The 19,038-nt window shown below is 32.4% G+C and carries 17 protein-coding genes; 10 read left to right on the plus strand and 7 right to left on the minus strand.

Annotation, left to right across the window (positions count from 1 at the left end):
• Positions 1-112: 112 nt before the first annotated feature.
• Positions 113-3,844: a hypothetical protein gene (locus J2Y60_RS19185; RefSeq protein ID WP_309922656.1), complete on the plus strand. Its 3,732-nt coding sequence runs from the start codon at positions 113-115 to the stop codon at positions 3,842-3,844.
• Between the two features lie 232 nt (positions 3,845-4,076).
• Here the strand turns inward: J2Y60_RS19185 and J2Y60_RS19190 are convergent, their stop codons facing one another.
• Positions 4,077-4,598, minus strand: coding sequence for a transposase (locus J2Y60_RS19190; RefSeq protein ID WP_309922660.1), 522 nt, complete (start codon positions 4,596-4,598; stop codon positions 4,077-4,079).
• Between the two features lie 86 nt (positions 4,599-4,684).
• Positions 4,685-5,443: a hypothetical protein gene (locus J2Y60_RS19195; RefSeq protein WP_309922663.1), complete on the minus strand. Its 759-nt coding sequence runs from the start codon at positions 5,441-5,443 to the stop codon at positions 4,685-4,687.
• 757 nt (positions 5,444-6,200) lie between these two features.
• On the opposite strand from J2Y60_RS19195, the gene J2Y60_RS19200 reads away from it, so the two are divergent.
• Positions 6,201-6,599, plus strand: coding sequence for a hypothetical protein (locus J2Y60_RS19200; RefSeq protein ID WP_309922665.1), 399 nt, complete (start codon positions 6,201-6,203; stop codon positions 6,597-6,599).
• Positions 6,600-7,194: 595 nt separating this feature from the next.
• On the opposite strand, the gene J2Y60_RS19205 is transcribed toward J2Y60_RS19200, so the two are convergent.
• The gene (locus J2Y60_RS19205) at positions 7,195-8,853 is read right to left on the minus strand and encodes a PQQ-binding-like beta-propeller repeat protein (protein ID WP_309922669.1); all 1,659 of its coding nucleotides are present in this window, start codon (positions 8,851-8,853) and stop codon (positions 7,195-7,197) included.
• Positions 8,854-8,969: 116 nt separating this feature from the next.
• Positions 8,970-9,671, minus strand: a complete 702-nt coding sequence (locus J2Y60_RS19210; RefSeq protein ID WP_309994728.1) for a hypothetical protein — start codon at positions 9,669-9,671, stop codon at positions 8,970-8,972.
• Between the two features lie 972 nt (positions 9,672-10,643).
• Between J2Y60_RS19210 and J2Y60_RS19215 the strand changes: the two genes are divergently transcribed.
• From J2Y60_RS19215 to J2Y60_RS19225, 3 genes are all read left to right on the plus strand, one after another.
• Positions 10,644-10,946 (plus strand): hypothetical protein, encoded by a 303-nt coding sequence (locus tag J2Y60_RS19215; RefSeq protein ID WP_309922673.1) that lies wholly within the window; start codon positions 10,644-10,646, stop codon positions 10,944-10,946.
• A gap of 12 nt (positions 10,947-10,958) precedes the next feature.
• Positions 10,959-11,120 (plus strand): hypothetical protein, encoded by a 162-nt coding sequence (locus J2Y60_RS19220; protein ID WP_309922674.1) that lies wholly within the window; start codon positions 10,959-10,961, stop codon positions 11,118-11,120.
• 140 nt (positions 11,121-11,260) lie between these two features.
• Positions 11,261-11,557, plus strand: a complete 297-nt coding sequence (locus J2Y60_RS19225; RefSeq protein ID WP_309922676.1) for a hypothetical protein — start codon at positions 11,261-11,263, stop codon at positions 11,555-11,557.
• 144 nt (positions 11,558-11,701) lie between these two features.
• On the opposite strand, the gene J2Y60_RS19230 is transcribed toward J2Y60_RS19225, so the two are convergent.
• A complete protein-coding gene (locus J2Y60_RS19230) occupies positions 11,702-12,334 on the minus strand; it encodes a nitroreductase family protein (RefSeq protein WP_309922677.1) in 633 nt (210 codons plus the stop codon).
• A 106-nt stretch (positions 12,335-12,440) separates the two neighbouring features.
• On the opposite strand from J2Y60_RS19230, the gene J2Y60_RS19235 reads away from it, so the two are divergent.
• From J2Y60_RS19235 to J2Y60_RS19250, 4 genes are all read left to right on the plus strand, one after another.
• Positions 12,441-12,797, plus strand: coding sequence for a helix-turn-helix domain-containing protein (locus tag J2Y60_RS19235; protein ID WP_309922679.1), 357 nt, complete (start codon positions 12,441-12,443; stop codon positions 12,795-12,797).
• A gap of 149 nt (positions 12,798-12,946) precedes the next feature.
• Positions 12,947-13,171 (plus strand): DUF2798 domain-containing protein, encoded by a 225-nt coding sequence (locus J2Y60_RS19240; protein ID WP_309922681.1) that lies wholly within the window; start codon positions 12,947-12,949, stop codon positions 13,169-13,171.
• Between the two features lie 30 nt (positions 13,172-13,201).
• The gene (locus tag J2Y60_RS19245) at positions 13,202-13,771 is read left to right on the plus strand and encodes a Crp/Fnr family transcriptional regulator (protein ID WP_309922683.1); all 570 of its coding nucleotides are present in this window, start codon (positions 13,202-13,204) and stop codon (positions 13,769-13,771) included.
• Positions 13,772-13,945: 174 nt separating this feature from the next.
• A complete protein-coding gene (locus J2Y60_RS19250; protein ID WP_309922684.1) occupies positions 13,946-15,649 on the plus strand; it encodes a PQQ-binding-like beta-propeller repeat protein in 1,704 nt (567 codons plus the stop codon).
• Positions 15,650-15,727: 78 nt separating this feature from the next.
• Here the strand turns inward: J2Y60_RS19250 and J2Y60_RS19255 are convergent, their stop codons facing one another.
• Entirely contained in the window at positions 15,728-17,437 is a 1,710-nt protein-coding gene (locus J2Y60_RS19255) for an alpha/beta hydrolase-fold protein (RefSeq protein WP_309922686.1), read from the minus strand.
• 493 nt (positions 17,438-17,930) lie between these two features.
• Positions 17,931-18,455, minus strand: coding sequence for a DUF937 domain-containing protein (locus J2Y60_RS19260; protein ID WP_309922689.1), 525 nt, complete (start codon positions 18,453-18,455; stop codon positions 17,931-17,933).
• A gap of 109 nt (positions 18,456-18,564) precedes the next feature.
• Here J2Y60_RS19260 and J2Y60_RS19265 point away from each other — a divergent pair, with 109 nt between their 5' ends.
• Positions 18,565-18,993 (plus strand): nuclease A inhibitor family protein, encoded by a 429-nt coding sequence (locus tag J2Y60_RS19265; RefSeq protein WP_309922692.1) that lies wholly within the window; start codon positions 18,565-18,567, stop codon positions 18,991-18,993.
• Positions 18,994-19,038: the final 45 nt, after the last annotated feature.

A 19,038-nucleotide genomic window follows, 5' to 3' on the forward strand; every position in this document is an offset into this window, starting at 1 on the left:
TTTTTAGATAATTCTTTCTCACTTACTGAAGTAAACATATAATTAATGTATATTTAAAAAATATTGTTTTGCTCAACATTTTTTAAATATTAAACATATACTATAACCAATTATGAAATATAATCTACTATTAAAATCATTAAAGTTTACTATTAAATGGTTAGAATCAATAGAGTTCAAATATTCTACTAAAAACTTAAATTCATCGTACTCATCCTTATCACCAATTGATAATGGAGATGAAGGTAGTCATTATTCAAATGCTCTATTATGGGCTTTAACAAATAGGAAAAAAGAAGATATAAAAAATATTGCGTTGACTGGACCTTATGGGTCTGGTAAAAGTACTATCTTAAAAACATTTCAAAAAAATTATAAAGGGAATGACTTAAAATTCTTACCTATTTCACTTGCAACTTTTAAAGAGGAAAAAAAGAAAAATGATGATAGTGGAAAAGACTCTAAAGTTGATGATAATAACTTATTAAGACTAATTGAAGTTAGCATCCTCGAACAAATTTTCTATCATGAAGAAGACAAAAAAATACCTGATTCTCGATTCAAAAAGATTAAAAGCTATAGTGGGAAAAAGCTATTCTGGTATTCATTGGGATATCTTTTATTTTTAATAGCTTTCTATGATTTCTTTAATCCATCATTTATTCAAAGTATCTTCAAAAATTTACAATTCAGCGACCCAACATATAAGTGGATTCATTTAGGTGGAATATTGATAAGTTTGGTTGGAGTTTTTATAATAATTTTTAATTCAGTAAGAGTTATTAGTACACTTACAATCAATAATTTAAAATTTCAAAATGCAGAAATTGGAGTTGGAGATAAACTAAACAAATCAGTTTTAAATCATCACATTGATGAAATATTATACTTTTTTTCAGTCTGTCCATATAATGTTGTTATAATCGAAGATTTAGACAGATTTCAAGAAACTGAAATCTTCACTAAATTAAGAGAGGTAAATCTCTTGCTTAATAGTTCTGAAAAAACTAAAAGCAAAGAAATAGTATTTATTTATGCTGTTAGAGATGATATGTTTACCGATAAAGAAAGAACTAAGTTCTTTGATTTTATCATCCCAGTAATCCCTGTAATTAATTCATCTAATTCGAGTGAAATTCTTTTAAAAAAGAAAAAAGATTTTCAATACAATTTAAGTGATAACTTGATTGAAGATATTTCCTTGTTTATTGATGACATGAGGCTACTCCATAACATCACAAACGAGTTTTACTTGTATAAACAACAACTTAATGAAAATCTAAATCATGATAAATTATTTGCCATAATTACCTATAAAAATATTTATCCAAATGATTTTATGAAATTAAGTTGTAATGAAGGAGAATTATATGATATTATTGATTCTAAATCTCGATATATTCAAAATATCATAATTAGTATTGAAGCTGAAATAGAAGAAGCAAAAAAGAAAATCAGTGACCTTAATAATTTATTTATTAGAAATATTAAGGATTTAAGAGTGCTTTATATTGCTAAAATCATAGATACCCTCGATGGATTTATATCTTTTAATATTAAGAATCAAATTCTAACTATTGAGGAGGCTACAAGTGATGAAAATTTTGAGTATTTAAAAAACTCTAAATTTAGCTTTAATTATTTCGTCTCTGAAGGATATAGTAATCGATATTCACATTACAATCAATCTCCAAGCTATGAAAATTTTAATATAATTGAACAATTTGTTGATAAAAATAAATCGTATAAGGAAAAAGAAAAAGAGATTATTGAATTAAAGAATGGAGTAATTAAAGAATTAAGAAATAAAATTTTAGATTTAGAGAAACAAAAAAATAAAATAAGGAGCTTCAAGTTTACAGAACTAATAAAATCAAATCAAATGATTGATTTTGATACAGTTAAAAATTTGAATAAAAATTTTATTTACATTTTAATAAAAAACGGTTACATCGCTGAAGATTATATCGACTATATTTCATTATTTCATGAAGAAAGTATTACACGAGCAGACTATCAATATCATATAAACGTTAAAAATGAAATATGCCAACCATATGAATACAAGCTATTCAAAATAGACAAATTACTTCCAAAAATAAATCTCATTGATTTTGATAAAGAATATGTACTAAATTATGATCTCTTAGATTATTTATTGCTAAATAATAACTCTTATAAGGGACATCTTAATTTAATGTTTAACAAACTGGCTGATGAATCAAAAGCATCTGTAGAATTTATTGTAGGATACTTTTCAATTACACCTAATCTTCCATTTTTTATAAAAACTCTATGTCAACATTGGAGCAACATTTGGAATGTCATTGAAAAAGAACTAACAATTGAATCAAAAGTAAAAAATCAAATATTTGAAAGCATTATTGAATTTGCTGACATTGACTCTATTAAAGCAATATCACTTCAATCAAGCTTAATAAAAAGAATTATATCAAATAAATATTTCCTTTGCATTTCTGAAGATCATCAAAAGCTAAAAAATATCATTAATGAATTTAAAATCAAATTTGTAAATCTCGATTTTGACCTCTCTCCACCTGAAATGATAGATTTCATTTATAAAAATGATTACTATAAAATCAACATACTGTTCATCGTTTCATTAATCAAAAAATATGGAGAGTTTAATCAAATTGAGTTTGATAATGCTAATTATTCATTTATAAAAGAATCAAAAGCAGATAAATTAATAATATACGTTGAAGAAAATATTAACGAGTATGTTGAAAACTGCTATTTAAAAATTGATGCAAATATTAATGAAAAAGAAGAATACTTGATTGAACTCCTCAATAACAATGATTTATATTTTAAAAATAGAGAATTAGTTATCGGGAAAGTCCAAACTAAAATAACCTATTTGACTTCAATTAATAAAGTTCAATTGTTTTCCTTATTGCTAAAAAACAACAGAATTATGCCTAAATGGGAAAATTTACTTCATGAATATGATAATTATGTTTTACAAGAAACAGAAGATAATGAGATAACACTTGTATCAGATAAACCTATTTCAGAGAGTAGCATTGAATACATCAATTTGATTGAAAATGCAGAAAAATTATCAAAAGTAAAAATCCCTATAGAAGTTAATTCAAAAAATATTTACGGAACATTCTGGAAAAAAATGCTTCAAAATAATCAAATAAGTGATGAAGCTTATGACTTAATTACAAAATCTAGTCCTTGGTCTTATAATACTTTAGATTTATCAAAACTTTCTAAAAGTAAATTACTCTCTTTAATTAATAATAATTGCCTAATTGCAGATATTACTAATTATAATGCATTAAAAGATTCTTTTAATGCATTAAATATTAGGTTACTTGAAGAAAGAAAAATAGAATATTTTGAAATCGTTGATGATTTAACTTTTGACAGCGATGATTTAGAGTTAGTTTTCAAATCTAATATTTTAAATAATACAGAAAAATTACAAATTGTAAATGTTCATGGTGATGATGTAATAAACCATTACAATAATTTAAGTTCTCTGTGTTCAATTTTATTAGAAGAAGAATCTATTTCTCTGAATGAAAATATCATATCAAAAGTACTCACAACAAAGTATTTAATTTCTTCTATAAGAATAAAGTTGTTCAACAAACAATTTATAAATTATGATTTTCCATTTATTGACCTTTTTCTAAAAAATATGGAAAATGAATATACTGCAATTGGCGATAAAAGTTCAAAAGCAAAAATTAAAAAGAACGAAGAAAATAAACTCTTTTTAAGTTTATTAGTAAATAACAATTATATATCATCCTTTTCCGAACATTATGATTACTATAGAATAAACCATAAAAAACAAAAAGGTTAGCCATAAAAGTAGGGACGAATCGCATTCGTCCTTTTGCATTCGTAACCAACTGTCAAACAATAAACAAAGGCAAATCAGAAATAGACTAGACAACGAAACGGACGAATGCAATTCGTCCCTACTTAATTATTCTACCATTCTTGTCTTAGTCCACGCGTTTCATTTAATATAAAATATTTCCGCCCTTGTTGGTGTTAGTTCACCAACAAGACGAGCGTCAGCAACTCGTCAATTAGCAATCCTCAAGATAGTGAGTTAGAAAACCAAACTCATCAATATTCATTTCATAAAAACGATAAGATGAAAACCAATATGCATCAAGGCTATTTGCTAACAACCATTTTCCTTTTAAGGGATTAGCATGAATATATGATAGTTTTTGCTCAATAACTTTTCGTGAATACAAATCTACACTCAAAGGATTTCTTTCCCAAAATTGATATTGCCTATCCTTCATGTTCACCTCAAAATGAGGTAATACGGCAGGATGATTCGCCATTAAATCAAACTTGATTTGTTGTGCAGTATATTTGAGAAAATCTCGTTGTACATCTTTTAGTAAAAAGCTCTCATTGATTTTCCAAACTAAGTGTATATGGTTCGGCATAATCACAAATCCATATACTTTCACTCGATGATTTTCAACCAAAAACTTGAGACTATCAATAATGATTTGTTTATATTTATCTGGTTTGAGTAAGGGTTTCCACCATAGAATTGTAGCTGTAAAGAACTGTATATAGTGATAATTCATAAGATTAAATTTTGTAGTGTTATTAATTGGTTTGTTGCTGACGCTTGTCTTGTTGGTGAACTAACACCAACAAGAGTGAAAAAAATCTACTCTACAGGTAAACCCTCTATTTTTTCAGCTATTCCATTTCCATTATCAAGTGAATAATCTGTATGTTCTAATTCTCTGAAATAATCGTCATAAAATACCCGAATAGTTAGTTTATTCCAAGGTTTCCAAAACTCTTTTAAAAGCCCATGGTTAGTCATTTCATAATGTTCAATAAAAGATTCTCTCACATGCCAGCTATCTAAGTTTATATTAATTGGATGTTCTGTATTCCGTTTGTTAAAAGCCCTCCCAACAAACGTAACTTCATTATTATTAGTAATCCAAAACTCACCTGTAGCCCTATGCCATTTACGTTTATCGAAACCGCCTTCTTCAAACATCATTGTGGTAAGCCTACCTTGCACCCAATGGCTAAAATTATAAGCAGCTCTTTTCATCTTTTTTATATACAATCCTTGATCCCAAACATAGCTAGTATTCAATGTTTCATCTTTAAAATACTCAAAAACTGCTTTGTTCCACTTTTCAATATCAGGCTTAAATCCTAAAGAAGGGTGAAATTGAATAAATTGAGTTTTGAAGTATTTTTTTATGCTATCTATAACTTCATCATCTAAATTAAAAATGCTTAGATATGTTATTTCTTTATTGATTAACAATATAAAATTCATAGACGCACTCGGACTGAATTCAAAGTAAATAGATGCTGTCGAAAACTCTTTGTCTATTAATAGTTTCTGGAAAAAGGTTTTAACATTTTCATTAATAGTTGCTAATAGTTGTTCTTTTTTCATAATGGTTAAACTTAGGGGTTTTCTATTTAAATTTAATGTGGACGAATGCAATTCGTCCCTACTTAATTATCCTACTATTCTTGTCTTATTCCACGGGTTTCATTTAATATAAAATATTAGTTTAGTACAATCCCATCATAAATACTACAATACCGCTTTAGCAAACTATTTCAGGCTTCATATACATTCTCAATTATTACCTCACTCCTATCTTCATTGTTCGAACGCTCACTGCTTTGGATGATATAAAGAATACTTTGTAAAGTGTCCGAGAAACGATTTTATCAATTTGACTTATTTTAAGCAATGAGTAATCTTTTGTGATTCGTATTTTTTTTAAAATAAGTCGACTAGATAAATATTTAGCATCCCATAATAGCCATTAACACTTAATACACTGAAAATCAATCAATATTATATACAAAAAATTCATATCACTATTTTGATATTTTATAGACTAGCATTTACAATAATTGTACTATTCCAATAAATATGATTTTTTTAATAGGAACTTTCTTGAAAAAGTGAAAATAATTGTCATTGTATGATTGAGTTATCAAATTCCTTTTATAAGTTTACATCGTCAAACAAATGACACGAATAAAGTTCTAAGAATTGCGTTGAAAATTAAATTAAGTATCTTTTATTGAGTGACGTCCAGATAGAAAATTCTTTTGAATATTGAAAACAAAATATTAGAAAAATACAAATTATCCATTTAATAAATTTATCGTTAATAACAATTAAATATAAAGTCATGAACAAGAACACAATCAAAGCATTTATCGTAGCAGTTACTATGGTTTGCTTATCAAACGTAAATACATTCGCTTCAAATCTTGATGAATCTGCAAGCCTAGTAAAAAGCAAAATCGCTCAAGTAAATAACTCTTTAAACTTCAATGTTTGGGTTGATAACGTAGCTAGCAAAAAAGTAGTAATCGTAGTTACTGATGCTGACAAAAACGAAATTCACCGTGAATATGTTGATACTAAAGGTGGTAAATTCGCAAAAACTTTTGATTTCTCTAGCTTAGCTGATGGAAAATATACTATCGAAGTAATTAGCCAAAATGTTAACGTGATTGAATCAAAAACTTTTGAGATCAAAACAAACCTTATCACAAACCGTGACGTAGTTGTAGCTACTCGTTAATCTTAAAACATTAACGACTATGGTAATACAACTAAACCTCTGTACAATGAATTTAGGGAAGTATGTCTAGCGATATCTTCCCTATTTTTATGCCTATTCGTCTGGGTAATTGTTAGAGCGATTAAAGCTACGTCTTACGTCCATCGAAGCTGTTACTAAAATCAAAGAAATCGTCAAACAGTGCCTTTACATTTTTAAAACTATAATACTAATCTTTTAATATGGTAAAATAACACTTGAAATAAGTCGCAAATAAGAACCTACATATAAAAGACTAATAATAATGATAACAACATAGTATAATTTTTTCTGGTTTTTATAGGCAAAATGTATCAAAATAAGCACCTGCAATAAATATAAAGGGAGAAAATACCAATAAGAATCCTTGTACATATTACTGGCATAGCCTCCCATCAAAAAGATTAGAAAGATGTTTAAATATCGCATTACAATAAAACAAACAATGTTTAGTAAGACAATGATTAGGGATTTATTCATGATTGATTGATATGCAGTTGCAACAATATGATGCTGTATAGAGATAAATGCCGTACAATACGAGGACGAATGCAATTCGTCCCTACAGCACAGTAAATTAATTCACAAATCCACTTTCACCTGTGTGGTATCCCTTGCCTTTTTTATCCATTACACATGGACTGCTTTGTATTTCATAGCTGGTTTCAAAACTCCAAATTATCTTCCCTGTTTTACTATCTACAGCATACAATTTACCATCTTGACCTCCTACATATACAACACCATTAGCAACACATGGACTAGAAGATATATAATCTCCCGTCTGTAATTCCCACGCAATTTTACCATCTGTTGCAGAGAATGCATAGAGATTTCTATCAGAAGCACCTACGTAAATCAGCCCATCGTAAATCATTGGGCTAGAGGTTGATGAGTAGCTAATAGAGAATTTTGTATTATTATATTTGAATTTTAACGACCCATCATTGGTATTAAGCACATAATATTCCTGCCCAGAAAAATAGAGTCCATTATTCAATACAGTAGGGCTGGAAATAGCCGTATATTTACTCTGTTCCCATATTGATACTCCTGTATTTACATTGATGGCATATATGTAACTAGTTGATATTAGGCTCCGTCCACACACACAAACAATTCCATTTACGACACATGGATTTTTTGTTACGGGTGTTTTAACATCAAACTTCCATTTTTTTGCTCCTGTAATGGCATCTAATGCGTATAAACTGCCCGTATGTAAATCTACCCCTACCATTGGAAAAGAAGAAGTACCCACAAGCAATGTACCATTTTCTATGCAAGGGCTAGCTCTTATATTATAGTCAGTTTCAAACTCCCATTTTTTCTTGCCTGTCAATGCATCCAAGGCTACCATTTTGGTAGCCACCCCAACATATATTAATCCATTAGCGATAAGAGGCGTACTTCCTATACTATTTATATCGTCTTTAAATTGCCATTTCTGTTGGCCAGTTTCTGCATCTAACGCATAAAGAACATATCTATCAGAAAAATATACCACGCCATTATCAAGAATCGGGCTATTGCTTGTGCCTGAGCCTATGCTGACTTTCCATTTTAGTTCACCCGTCTCTGCATCAATAGCATAAGCATCTCCGTTGATGTTTGAGATAAAGACTGTCTTGTTATCTTTTATGGTGGTAACTATTTGCTGCTGAATATTTGCCGTATAAACCTGCGTAGTGCCATCTTCAGCAGTAACGGTAAAACTAACGGGCTTGGAAAAATCTAAGATTGTCCCAGAGGCAGGAACGATGCTGGCACGTTCAGACAATGTAGTGGTTACTTTTAGTTTTGATAAGTCTGCCGTGGCTGGAACGGTCGCGGTGATTATTTTGGTAACAGGGTCTATGGTAGCGGTTACTACTGGTGACAAATCATTGAATGAAAAGCTTAGGATGTCTTTCCCTGTGAATTTAGTGCGACTTATCAGTACTTTGTAAATAGCCTTTGAGCCGTCTTCGGCAGTAACGGTATAGGCGACTTCCCTTGAAAAATCCTGTACTTTCCCAGAGGCAGGTGAAACCATCGCTTTATCGGATACAGTGATAGAGGGAGTCAGTTGGGTAATATCTGTCGCAGGGGGAACAACTGCCGTTATTTTTTTATTGGCTTCGTCAATCGTGGCATCAACCACTGGCGTTAGGCCTGAAAAGCTAAATTTTGTAATGGCTTTTTCGGTGCTTAAAGACACTGTAAGTTCTTCTTTACAAGCCACTAGTAATATCATAATAGGCAGGTAGAAAAATATAATTTTGGTAAAAGTAGATTTCAAGATTGTGTAAAGTTGGGGTTGTAGTATTATTTATGTTATCGTTATTCAAAATGTGTAGGGTAAAATCAGACTTATTCAAATTTAAACATATATCCTTCTTTTAACTCACCAGCACTATTTTTCTCTTGTGTCAGGCTACATATCTTTTTTAAATCTTCGTCTACAAGAAAGAAGCATATTTTTTTTCGAGTTCCTTTTTCTTTATACTTATCAATTTCTTTAAGGCAAGACAAAATAAATCTATCTAAATTCTTTCCTGTTACATCTTCATCTAATACGTAAGTAGCAATAATAGCATGAACATCTTCTTTATAAACTGGCTTTATCCGAAAGAAGCCTTCTTTAGCTTCACTACCAAAAGATACTCGTGTGAAATTTACATTATTCACTTCTCCAGGGAAATCATAATACATTCTACTCATTTTGAACAATCCCATTAGGTCTTCATCATCAATTTCACCTGCATTAACTTCTCCAAAATGAAAGGTATCAATATCTGTATTTAATAGTAGTTCATACATCTGCTTCTGTAATATATTCTTTGCAAGTGAATCTATTTGCTTATACCACATCAAATCGTCTTGAAAATAATTTACTTGATAATAATAGCACGTAACTATTTGTTTTCCTGCATATAACTTGATTTTTTCCGATTGATTTCCACAACAAGAAAAAATAATTCCAAGTATTATGATAATAAATTTATTCATCAGTCTTTTTCTTTTAACATCTTCTTCTTTTCTTGACCCTCTACCCCTACTAACGTCAGCCACTATTTCAAAACCTCTATTTTAAAACTTTGTTGCTCTTTTCCGCTTTCTAATAGTAATAAGTAAAAGCCGTTTGGAACATCTTTTACGGAGATATTATCTTGATTTGATACTTGCTTTATGATTGACCCATTGCTATTAGCCTTTGTTGGTGTTTTTACGGGGTCGCCTAGACCAACAAAGGCGAAATATGGCTAAGTAATACCATGCTAGGCTTGGAGCAATACGATAAAACATTGTTGGATTTTTACGAGTTGGAAACTCGTCCTACTTATAGCCGATGAGCCTGATTGTGGATTCATTATAGAGGGTGTATTAAGGTGTAACTGTGGTTCTAAATTACACATTTTTTAGCTATTATGAAAGTTTTTGGGTAAGTCTTTTTGAGAATTATGATTAAAAGTATCTCTCAATTCAATAACGTATAATATAATCGTTAGACACTTTAACGATATTTTATAGGTAGTAATTTTAGTGTTTTTTTATTAATAAAAAGCTCAGATTGGAGAACTATTTTGTTGGATAAATTTGTTTATATATTTTATATTTAATCTTTTGAGGTTACGGAAATGTTGTTCAAAAGGTACTTTATTTACTCAATTTGCCCTGCCCGTGCTTTGGTAAATTTTACCAAAGCAATACCAAAGCGCTTACTTTACTAAAGCAGTGCCAAAGCAATGCTAGTATAATAAAACAATAGAAAACTATTAAAACAGTAAAAACAATAACAACAACAATAATAATAAAGAAGTTGTTGCTGTTAAAAATATTTTACTTAGATGATTTTTTAAAAAATATATGCTGAAATAAACGCTAGGCATGGCCCAAAAATTTGGTGGTAATATTTTGTTTTTCAAAAAAAAATCGCTATTTTCATGAAAGTTTTACGCACATAGTGCCTCTCTTGTTTTTTGTAAAAATCAACGTTAAAAAAATCTGGACAATTAAATAAATCCATCTACACACCTTCAAACAATGAAAAATCATATCGCTACTATCTTTTTCCTGTTTTCATCCTTGCTCACTTTATCTGGTGTTGCTGTTGCTCAAAAGCAGTCGGAAGGCGGATTGTATAACAATACGGTTTATGCGTTTCAATCTAAAATTGCGGATAAATCCTATCAACTCAATATTTCGTTGCTAAGGGATTTTGATAAAAATACTGTAGCAAAATATCCAACTACGTTGTATGGACTGTATGATCACTATGACAAAGATTTAATGCAACGTTTTTATGTATCTGCTAAGACTTACTTTAACTTCCCCATCAAAACTTAACGCTAAGAATATATGTCAGGAATTGACCTTAAAAGAATTGAAGAAAACTATGCGAGCATGTCTGATGAAAAAATTGAGCAAATTGCCTCAAAGGATGCATACGGATTAAGGCCAGAAGTGTACAAAATCATAGAAAAGGAAATAAAAAAAGAAACCTTAATCCTGATTTATTAAAGGCTGCCAAAGCTCAGAATCAAGAATTTTCACTGGAAGAAATAGAAAGGTATTCAAATATTTTAAGAGACTTACCTTGCCCAATTTGTGGTTCTACAACACAAAAGCTCAATGGAACACTGGCATATAAAGTAAAAAGCATGATAATTTTAACCTACACTACAGCAGAAGCCGTCATTGCTTGTCCTAGTTGTTTAGACAAAACAAATAATAATGCCATTTTTTCAACGCTATTATTAGGTTTGTGGGGTATACCCAACGGCATTTTCAAAACACCTATGGCTATCTATAAAAACTTGAAAGCTAAAAAATATACTGATATGACAGAGGCTAATCCTGCATTGTTAGCATTTACAGCATCGCACATTGGGGAAATAGAAGCCTTTAAAAATGATGCAAAAAAACTAGCACATATTATTCGAGACAAGAATATATAGTTTTCTTCCTCTTCTGTTAATCTGCATTTAGCAGACTGGATATTGATAATAAGAATTTAGAGTAGCTCTTTGGGGATTAGCTTAGTCAACTTTTAAAAAGTTGACTAAGCTGACGTGAAAATTGACTAAGCTAATAGTAATCTATTACTTAATCTCAGTAACAAAAGCGTCTTTCGGGGTTCTTACTTTTTTCATATTTACCAACCAGTCGTTCGCTTCGTCGCGATACCCTAATGGTAAAATCACAGTACTTTTAAGGCCTAGTGCTTCTAATCCTAATAATTTATCAAGCTCAGCAGGGATAAAACCTTCCATTGGAGTAGCATCTACCTGCTGTTCTGCGGCTGCTGCAATCGCCAAGCCAAAGGCAATATAAGCTTGTTTTGCTGCGTGCGTAGCGTGCCATTCTTGCCCAAGTGGCTCATACATGCCCCACAGCATTTTTTTGTAATCATCCATTTGCGTAGCAGGTAAACCTCTTTCGGCAATGGTTCTGGCAAACACTTTATCGATTTTCTCTAATGAATAACCGTCCCAAGCAGCAAAAACCAATACGTGCGAAGCATCTGTTATCTGGCTTTGGTTGAAACCTATTTGTTTTATTTTCTCTAAAAGCTCTTTGTTCGAAATTACGAATACCTGATAAGGCTGTAGTCCTGAGGACGAAGGAGCCAATCTGGCAGCTTCAAGGATATAATCTATTTTCTCTTGAGGAACGACATTACCGTTCATTTTCTTAGTTGCATAACGCCACTCTAAAGCTTTTAATAATTCCATTTGTTGTCTTTTTAAAAATTCAATGTTATAACACTTAATTATGAACACAAACAATAGTAACTTTGTTACCAAAAGTAACAGTGACAAAAAAGTAACTAACTGACAAATGATGGAAATAGCAGAGAGACCCACCATCAAAGACTGTACTAAAACTATCATGGCGATTCATGATGTAATGGATATTCTGAGTGGCAAATGGAAAGTCTCAATCATAGCATGCCTTTGCTTTGAAAAGAAGCGATATACGGATTTACTAAAGGAAATAAACGGCATTTCAGGTAAGATGCTTAGCCGTGAGCTAAAGGAACTAGAAGTAAATCAATTAATTACGCGTACAGTGATAGATTCCCAACCTATCAGCGTAGTTTATGAAATCACAGAATATGGTGCTACTTTAAAACAGGTAACTAGCGTTATTGCTAATTGGGGACTTGAACACAGAAAGAGGATTATTGGTAATTAGTTTGTGCACAAAATAGGTATTACGGGTGATGTGGGATGTACTCAGTAAATTTTGATTTTAATAAAATCATTTTTTGACCTACATCAATCTTTGGCAATAAAGATTGTTGCAATTTTGTAGCATCATTAATTATTAAAACAATTTAAACAATGAAACAAAAACATTTTAAGTATATCAATACTCTTTTTGTAGTAATCCCTATGACGTTGATTATGGCATTTGTCGGCCTGATGCGTAACTATGGCTTTGGCGAAGATTGGTTCATGAAATTCCTAAAAGCATGGAGTGTAATGTTACCCGTAGCCTACATTTCTGCATTCATTATCATTCCTAATGCCCGTAAATTGGCTGAAAAAGTAGCTTCAAAACCATAATTTGGGAGCTGAAAAGATTATTAATTTTGAATGTACGAACAACTGATTAGTTACATTAACGATATAATCAACGTTAATGAAGTAGAATTAAACACCATTCTTTCTTATTTCAAGCCTTTGGAAGCTAAGAAAAATGAAACCTTGCTTAGTCAGGGACAAACCAGCCAGCGAACTTTTTTTGTTGGCAAAGGTTGTTTGAGGATATTCTTTATCAATCATGACGGACAAGAAGCCACACGGTATTTTGCCTTTGAAAATCAGTTTGCTACCGCCTTGAATAGTTTTATTGCCAATGTTCCTTCCGAAGAATACATCCAAGCCATAGAACATACTAAGCTACTTTATATTAACCATAAAGATTTTTATCACTTACTCGATATTATTCCTCAATGGGAAAAGTTTTACAGAGGTTACCTAGAGAAAGCTTATATAAACAACACCAACCGACTGATGTCTTTTATTACCCAAGATGCCACCGAACGCTATAGACAACTACTTGACCAAAACCCTATGGTAGTAAGGCGTTTGCCTAATAAAATGGTGGCTTCTTACCTAAATATCTCTCAAGAAACCCTAAGTAGGCTAAAGGCTAGGGTCTGAATTTCGTGTAATTCCTTTGCAAATGATATTTTTCAACACAAAAAATATCCAACATACCATTCAATAAGTTTCTATAAAAAGTTGAGGACTTTAGTAAAAATTGTAGTATGTTGCATTCGTTTTTTATTGTATTTCTTTTAGATTTCTACATATTTCAAAACCTTAATATTTATCATGTACAAAAATTACACTTTATTAATCTTCGTTTTGGTTATCATTTGTTCTTGTGGTGAAGAATTGGTAGTTAAAAAAAGTTCAGCGAAAGCAATCGTTAAATTCTCTTTTTCACAGTTTAATCCTATCATAGAAGCAACTATAGATGAAACTACCAAAAGAATTACAACTACACTACCTTCAACAGCAGATATTACCAAACTGAGTCCTACTATTATCGTTTCGCCAGGCTCAAAAGTATCTCCAGTTTCAGACAAAGAACAGGATTTTAGTAAAGAGGTCGCTTACACTGTCACAGCTGAAGATGGCACAGAAGTGACTTATAAAGTAACCGTAAGGCGAGAAAGAAGTGGTGCTAAGGATATTTTAGCGTTTAGTTTTACCGACTTCTCCCCCATTATTGTTGCAAAAATTGACCCGACTACCAAAGCTATTACCGCTACTTTGCCCTCAACAGCGGATTTAACAAAGCTGAAACCAACAATCAGCATTTCTGACAAAGCATTTGTAACCCCTGTTTCTGGCAACGTGATAGATTTTTCAAAACCAGTCAACTTTATGGTCACGGCAGAAGATGGTAGTAGTCAATCGTATGTTGTTACTTTAGTAAAAGAAGCCCCTCCTGTTCAAGCGGTTACGATAAAATCGGGCAATAACCCTAGTACAAATGTTGTGTATGTAATCGGTAGTTCTACCTTATATGCATTAAATGCATCTACAGGAAAAGAAATTTGGAATTATGATAACGATGGGAGAATATTATTTGCGAACTCTACCATATATGATGGTAACATTGTTTTAGTTTCTAAAGGCGTTAAATTTATTAATGCTTCTACAGGTGTTCTCAATGGTGAAATACAAGAAACTAGCCATTCGTATTCAAGCCCTGTAATAGTTAATAACGTGCTATATTATGGTACAGGTGAGTCTGGCTTGTTAAAAGCTTTTGATTTAAAAACAAAGAAAGAAAAATGGGCTACAAGTGTAGTATATTGGGCAGACGCTAGTCCTACAGTTTATAAAGGAAATGTTTTTATTGCTGTTAAAAATGGAAGCTGTTTTAATGCTTATGATGCTGAAACAGGCGTTCTAAAATGGAAAACAAATACTATCAATGGAAACATGTCTGGATTTATCAATGCATGTACCTTTGAGAATCTTGTTATTACAAGTGGCTCATATTCTTTCAAAGCATTTGATATTAATACTGGTGCAATAAAATGGAAATTTGGAGAATGCAACGGTACCACATCTAGTCCTACAGAGTCTGAAGGGATTATTTATTTTGGAGATGATAATTCAAATTTCTATGCGCTTGATGCAACTAATGGGTCATTGAAATGGAAATATAAAACAGGAGCTATATTAGATTCTAGCCCTATTGTTGACCAAGATTTCGTTTACATTTATGGTAAAGATAGTTTTGTATATGCTTTTAATAAAAAAACGGGAGAGCTTCAATGGAAGTATCAAATAGGCTCACCCTCAGATTATAGTTATGCTTATGTGGAGTCTAGTCCTGTAGTTTTTGAAGGCGTTTTGTATATAATAGGCAGAGGCAGTAAAACTTATGCTTTAAATGCTAAAACAGGAGAAAAAATATGGGAATTTAATAAAACCTTTTACCAAACGTTTGCATCTCCTTTTATCATAGATAAAAATGGCAAAGTTTATCATAGTGGAGTAAGTGGAATGACAAATTAAATAATCATTGAATAATTTTATCATGATAAGTAGTACACAACGGGGCTATTTCCAAAAAGAATAGCCCCGTTGTGACACTCAATACTTCCAACTAGTCAAATCTGCCCCTTTGGGTGCTGACTGCTCGATACGCTTTAAGATTTTGGGAATATACATGGTATTATACCGTAACCTTGAAATATAGTTGGGCTGATTAGGGTCACCATTCCAGCAATGTTCGGCACGGTCGCCATAGGTTACCTCACCGTCATAGGTAGGATTTTTTACTCCTTTCAGATAGTCTTCCATCAGATAGACGGCATTGTTTAAGTAATAGTTATCCATGTCGCCACAGTAAATATGGATTTTGCCTTGCAGTTTAGGGCCAAGTGTTGCCCAATCTCTTTTTAAGATATGTAGCAAATCGAAATGCTCTTTCCAGTATTCCGCTACCTTTTTATCGATGACTCCAGTCGTCTTATCAAAAATCCTTTGTGGATAGCCATCACTCCCCACAGGCGAATATACAGCCTCCCAAATATCCCATTGCCCACCCGAACGCGTTTTATCGCCGATGGCTAATTCATGGTAATTCATATCCTCTACTGTACATTTCACTTTCCCTAAATAATCTCGTTTCCCCGGAATAGCGGTTCTTTTCCAAGGGCTTTCATAATAATAAGCATTAGGGTATTTATACAAATCTATCGAAGAGTATGCTTCAAAAGAGATTGGGTCGGGACAAGCCGCAAAACATCCATTGTATTCGTCAGGATAAAATATTTGTGCTGCCAAGGCTTCCCAACCACCCGTAGAGCCTCCATACATAAACCTAGCCCAACCTTGCCCAATCCCTCGAAACTGCTTTTCTATATAAGGTATCAACTCATACGTAATGGCATCGCCATAAGGCCCAATGTTGGCTGAATTTACGGCATAAGAATCATCATAGAATTGATTGGCATGCTGAATTTCAATGATTAACATTCTTGGAAAATCCTTGCTTGTCCATTGCTTATAAAAATTATAGGCCTCCTCTTTTACAATTTTGTTATACCCATAAATATTAAATCGGGCTGAATAATCATCTGTTTTCATATCGGCGGGTGGAGGTGTTTCACTAAAACCAGAGAAATCAGCAGGGAAATGTCCATGAAAAATGGCTAAAGGATAATGTGCTTGTGGATGGGTATCAAAGCCTTCTGGTATTAAAATGTTTGCCCCTAAGTAAATATCTCTTCCCCAGAATTTACTGAGCAGCTCGCTTTTCATTTTAATATGTTTGATATACTTGGTGTCCTGTGGAGCAGGAATGGGCGGAATCTCTTTCTCTATCTTTAGTTTTATGACCTGATTAAGAGTTTTTTTAAAGGTAATCTTGACAGGGATACTATAAATATTCCCAGGGGCTTCATTAAACTGCTGACCTTCTCCCCTATCCATGGGTAGCTTTACAGTATGACCGTCGGCCCTGTGAAAAGTTTCATATTTGTGTAGCAAAACCTGTGCATAATATACGCCATCAGGAATTTGCTTGATGTTTCTGATAGGGTAACCGAAGGCTTTGCTATCTATCAATTGTACTTGGTTGGGCTTCCAGTTATCTACATTTATCCCAAACATTAATTGACTGTCGGCATCATCACTAATTTGTTTGCGAGGTTCTTTTTTATCATTATCAGCAAGAAACAGCATGAGCCTGCCATCTAAGGGAGTCTTACTGAGACTTTCGCCATAGGTGACCGAAAACTGTTGGGCTTGGCTGATAAAAGAACAGATTAATAAGAAGAGTAAAAAGGGTTTGTTCATAGCAAAATTGTTGAAGATGAAAGGATTATAAGATAATTACCTAAATATATCAAATCCTTTTGAGCTAGCCAAACACCTAATCGTTTATCCATAACGAAGAATGGAAAGTAGGAATAACATCGTTGGGACGTATGGAAAACGTCCGCTCTTGATGGTGATTTGTGGCACACAGCACACAAATGTTGGGTAAATAAATAACTACATTAATATTTTTTCCTATTAGTTGGTGGCTTAAGGATTATTGATTACCCACATCTTTTACAAAGTTGAAACGAAGATGTGATTATTGATAAAATTGGTTGAAATGGGGTTAAATAGCCTTGCAAACCGAGCTTTGGTCGCCTCAGGGTACAGCCTTACTACATGAATCTCTTATACCTAGCGAGGGACTAAAGTCCCTCGCTAGGTATAAGAGATTCACTATCAACTATTTATATGCTTGTAGGTAATCAATAAAAACAAAAAATCACCAGCTAATAGGAAGAATAGAACCCTACTTTCCAAAAAGCCCACCAAGCATTCCACCAATACCATTACCTGCTCCGCCACTATCACTCATGAATTTTCCTGCAATATTCTTTACATCATTCATATCCAAATTTCCATCGGCCAAAGCACCTGTGATATCATTCATGTTAAATGAAGTATCGTTAGGGTCGTTTGTCTTTGTAATCAGGCTATTCATTACCTGTGGTAAAACTTGCGAAACAATACCCGCAGCCGCAGTTTTGTCTAAGCCAAATTTTTGCATCAAGCTACCAATGGCTTGCTGCGCAATATTTGCCACAATAGGGTTAGCCATCAAGCTACCTGCATTCAAGCCAGTTTGTCCACCCAATAGGCTAGTTAACGCACCCATGCCTCCTTGCCCGCTTAGGGCTTGGTTTTTCAAGCCACTTGTCACGGCGGTCATGATAGTTTGCATGGCGTCTTGGTTTTTTTCGTTAGGTATAGCAGGATTTTTAACGATAGCTTCCTGAGAATGATCTTTGATAAGACCCATCAATTGTTCTAACATAGGGAATTGTTTTTATCAGTTTTAAAAATTTTGAGTGCAATTATAGACAGATTTTTCTAATTTCAACCATTATTATAGAAGATTTCTAAATACTAAAAGAAACAAAGCGATGCTTGAAACAACCTCAGATAATAACACGGTGAATACGCTGAAAGAACAAATACTGCCTTTAATTGATGATTTACGATACCCGAGTGAGTCGGATGAGGCTATTGAGTATTTCGAGATGGAATATACTACTTCAGAAAGTATTGGTATCCAAGACTTTAAACTATTTAATGGCATTGAACCCGATAAATCTATCGACAGCATAACGGTTGAGGATTTCTTTGCGCCATTGACTAAAGTGGAAGATTGGTTTGGTGAAGAAGAAAAAAAATACGTGGACGATGCCATAAAACTACAAGCCCTACTGACCGAACACCTAAAAGACATACAGGTATTAAAAATAGGCGAAGTAGAAATTGGTGTATATTTATTCGGAATTTATGAAGAAAATAAATGGGTGGGTGTAAAGACAATTATTATAGAAACTTAGAATACAATGCTTAAACTTTAAAATATTTATAAATCGAAATTTTGA

Source organism: Arcicella sp. BE140 (assembly GCF_031456255.1).
GTDB lineage: Bacteria > Bacteroidota > Bacteroidia > Cytophagales > Spirosomataceae > Arcicella > Arcicella aquatica.

What these genes read in the sequence shown, in the direction of transcription:
- J2Y60_RS19185 (WP_309922656.1), top strand. Translation starts at nt 113, where the DNA reads ATGAAATATAATCTACTATTAAAATCATTAAAGTTTACTATTAAATGG.
- J2Y60_RS19190 (WP_309922660.1), bottom strand. Translation starts at nt 4,598, where the DNA reads ATGAATTATCACTATATACAGTTCTTTACAGCTACAATTCTATGGTGG.
- J2Y60_RS19195 (WP_309922663.1), bottom strand. Translation starts at nt 5,443, where the DNA reads ATGAAAAAAGAACAACTATTAGCAACTATTAATGAAAATGTTAAAACC.
- J2Y60_RS19200 (WP_309922665.1), top strand. Translation starts at nt 6,201, where the DNA reads ATGAACAAGAACACAATCAAAGCATTTATCGTAGCAGTTACTATGGTT.
- J2Y60_RS19205 (WP_309922669.1), bottom strand. Translation starts at nt 8,853, where the DNA reads ATGATATTACTAGTGGCTTGTAAAGAAGAACTTACAGTGTCTTTAAGC.
- J2Y60_RS19215 (WP_309922673.1), top strand. Translation starts at nt 10,644, where the DNA reads ATGAAAAATCATATCGCTACTATCTTTTTCCTGTTTTCATCCTTGCTC.
- J2Y60_RS19220 (WP_309922674.1), top strand. Translation starts at nt 10,959, where the DNA reads ATGTCAGGAATTGACCTTAAAAGAATTGAAGAAAACTATGCGAGCATG.
- J2Y60_RS19225 (WP_309922676.1), top strand. Translation starts at nt 11,261, where the DNA reads ATGATAATTTTAACCTACACTACAGCAGAAGCCGTCATTGCTTGTCCT.
- J2Y60_RS19230 (WP_309922677.1), bottom strand. Translation starts at nt 12,334, where the DNA reads ATGGAATTATTAAAAGCTTTAGAGTGGCGTTATGCAACTAAGAAAATG.
- J2Y60_RS19235 (WP_309922679.1), top strand. Translation starts at nt 12,441, where the DNA reads ATGATGGAAATAGCAGAGAGACCCACCATCAAAGACTGTACTAAAACT.
- J2Y60_RS19240 (WP_309922681.1), top strand. Translation starts at nt 12,947, where the DNA reads ATGAAACAAAAACATTTTAAGTATATCAATACTCTTTTTGTAGTAATC.
- J2Y60_RS19245 (WP_309922683.1), top strand. Translation starts at nt 13,202, where the DNA reads ATGTACGAACAACTGATTAGTTACATTAACGATATAATCAACGTTAAT.
- J2Y60_RS19250 (WP_309922684.1), top strand. Translation starts at nt 13,946, where the DNA reads ATGTACAAAAATTACACTTTATTAATCTTCGTTTTGGTTATCATTTGT.
- J2Y60_RS19255 (WP_309922686.1), bottom strand. Translation starts at nt 17,437, where the DNA reads ATGAACAAACCCTTTTTACTCTTCTTATTAATCTGTTCTTTTATCAGC.
- J2Y60_RS19260 (WP_309922689.1), bottom strand. Translation starts at nt 18,455, where the DNA reads ATGTTAGAACAATTGATGGGTCTTATCAAAGATCATTCTCAGGAAGCT.
- J2Y60_RS19265 (WP_309922692.1), top strand. Translation starts at nt 18,565, where the DNA reads ATGCTTGAAACAACCTCAGATAATAACACGGTGAATACGCTGAAAGAA.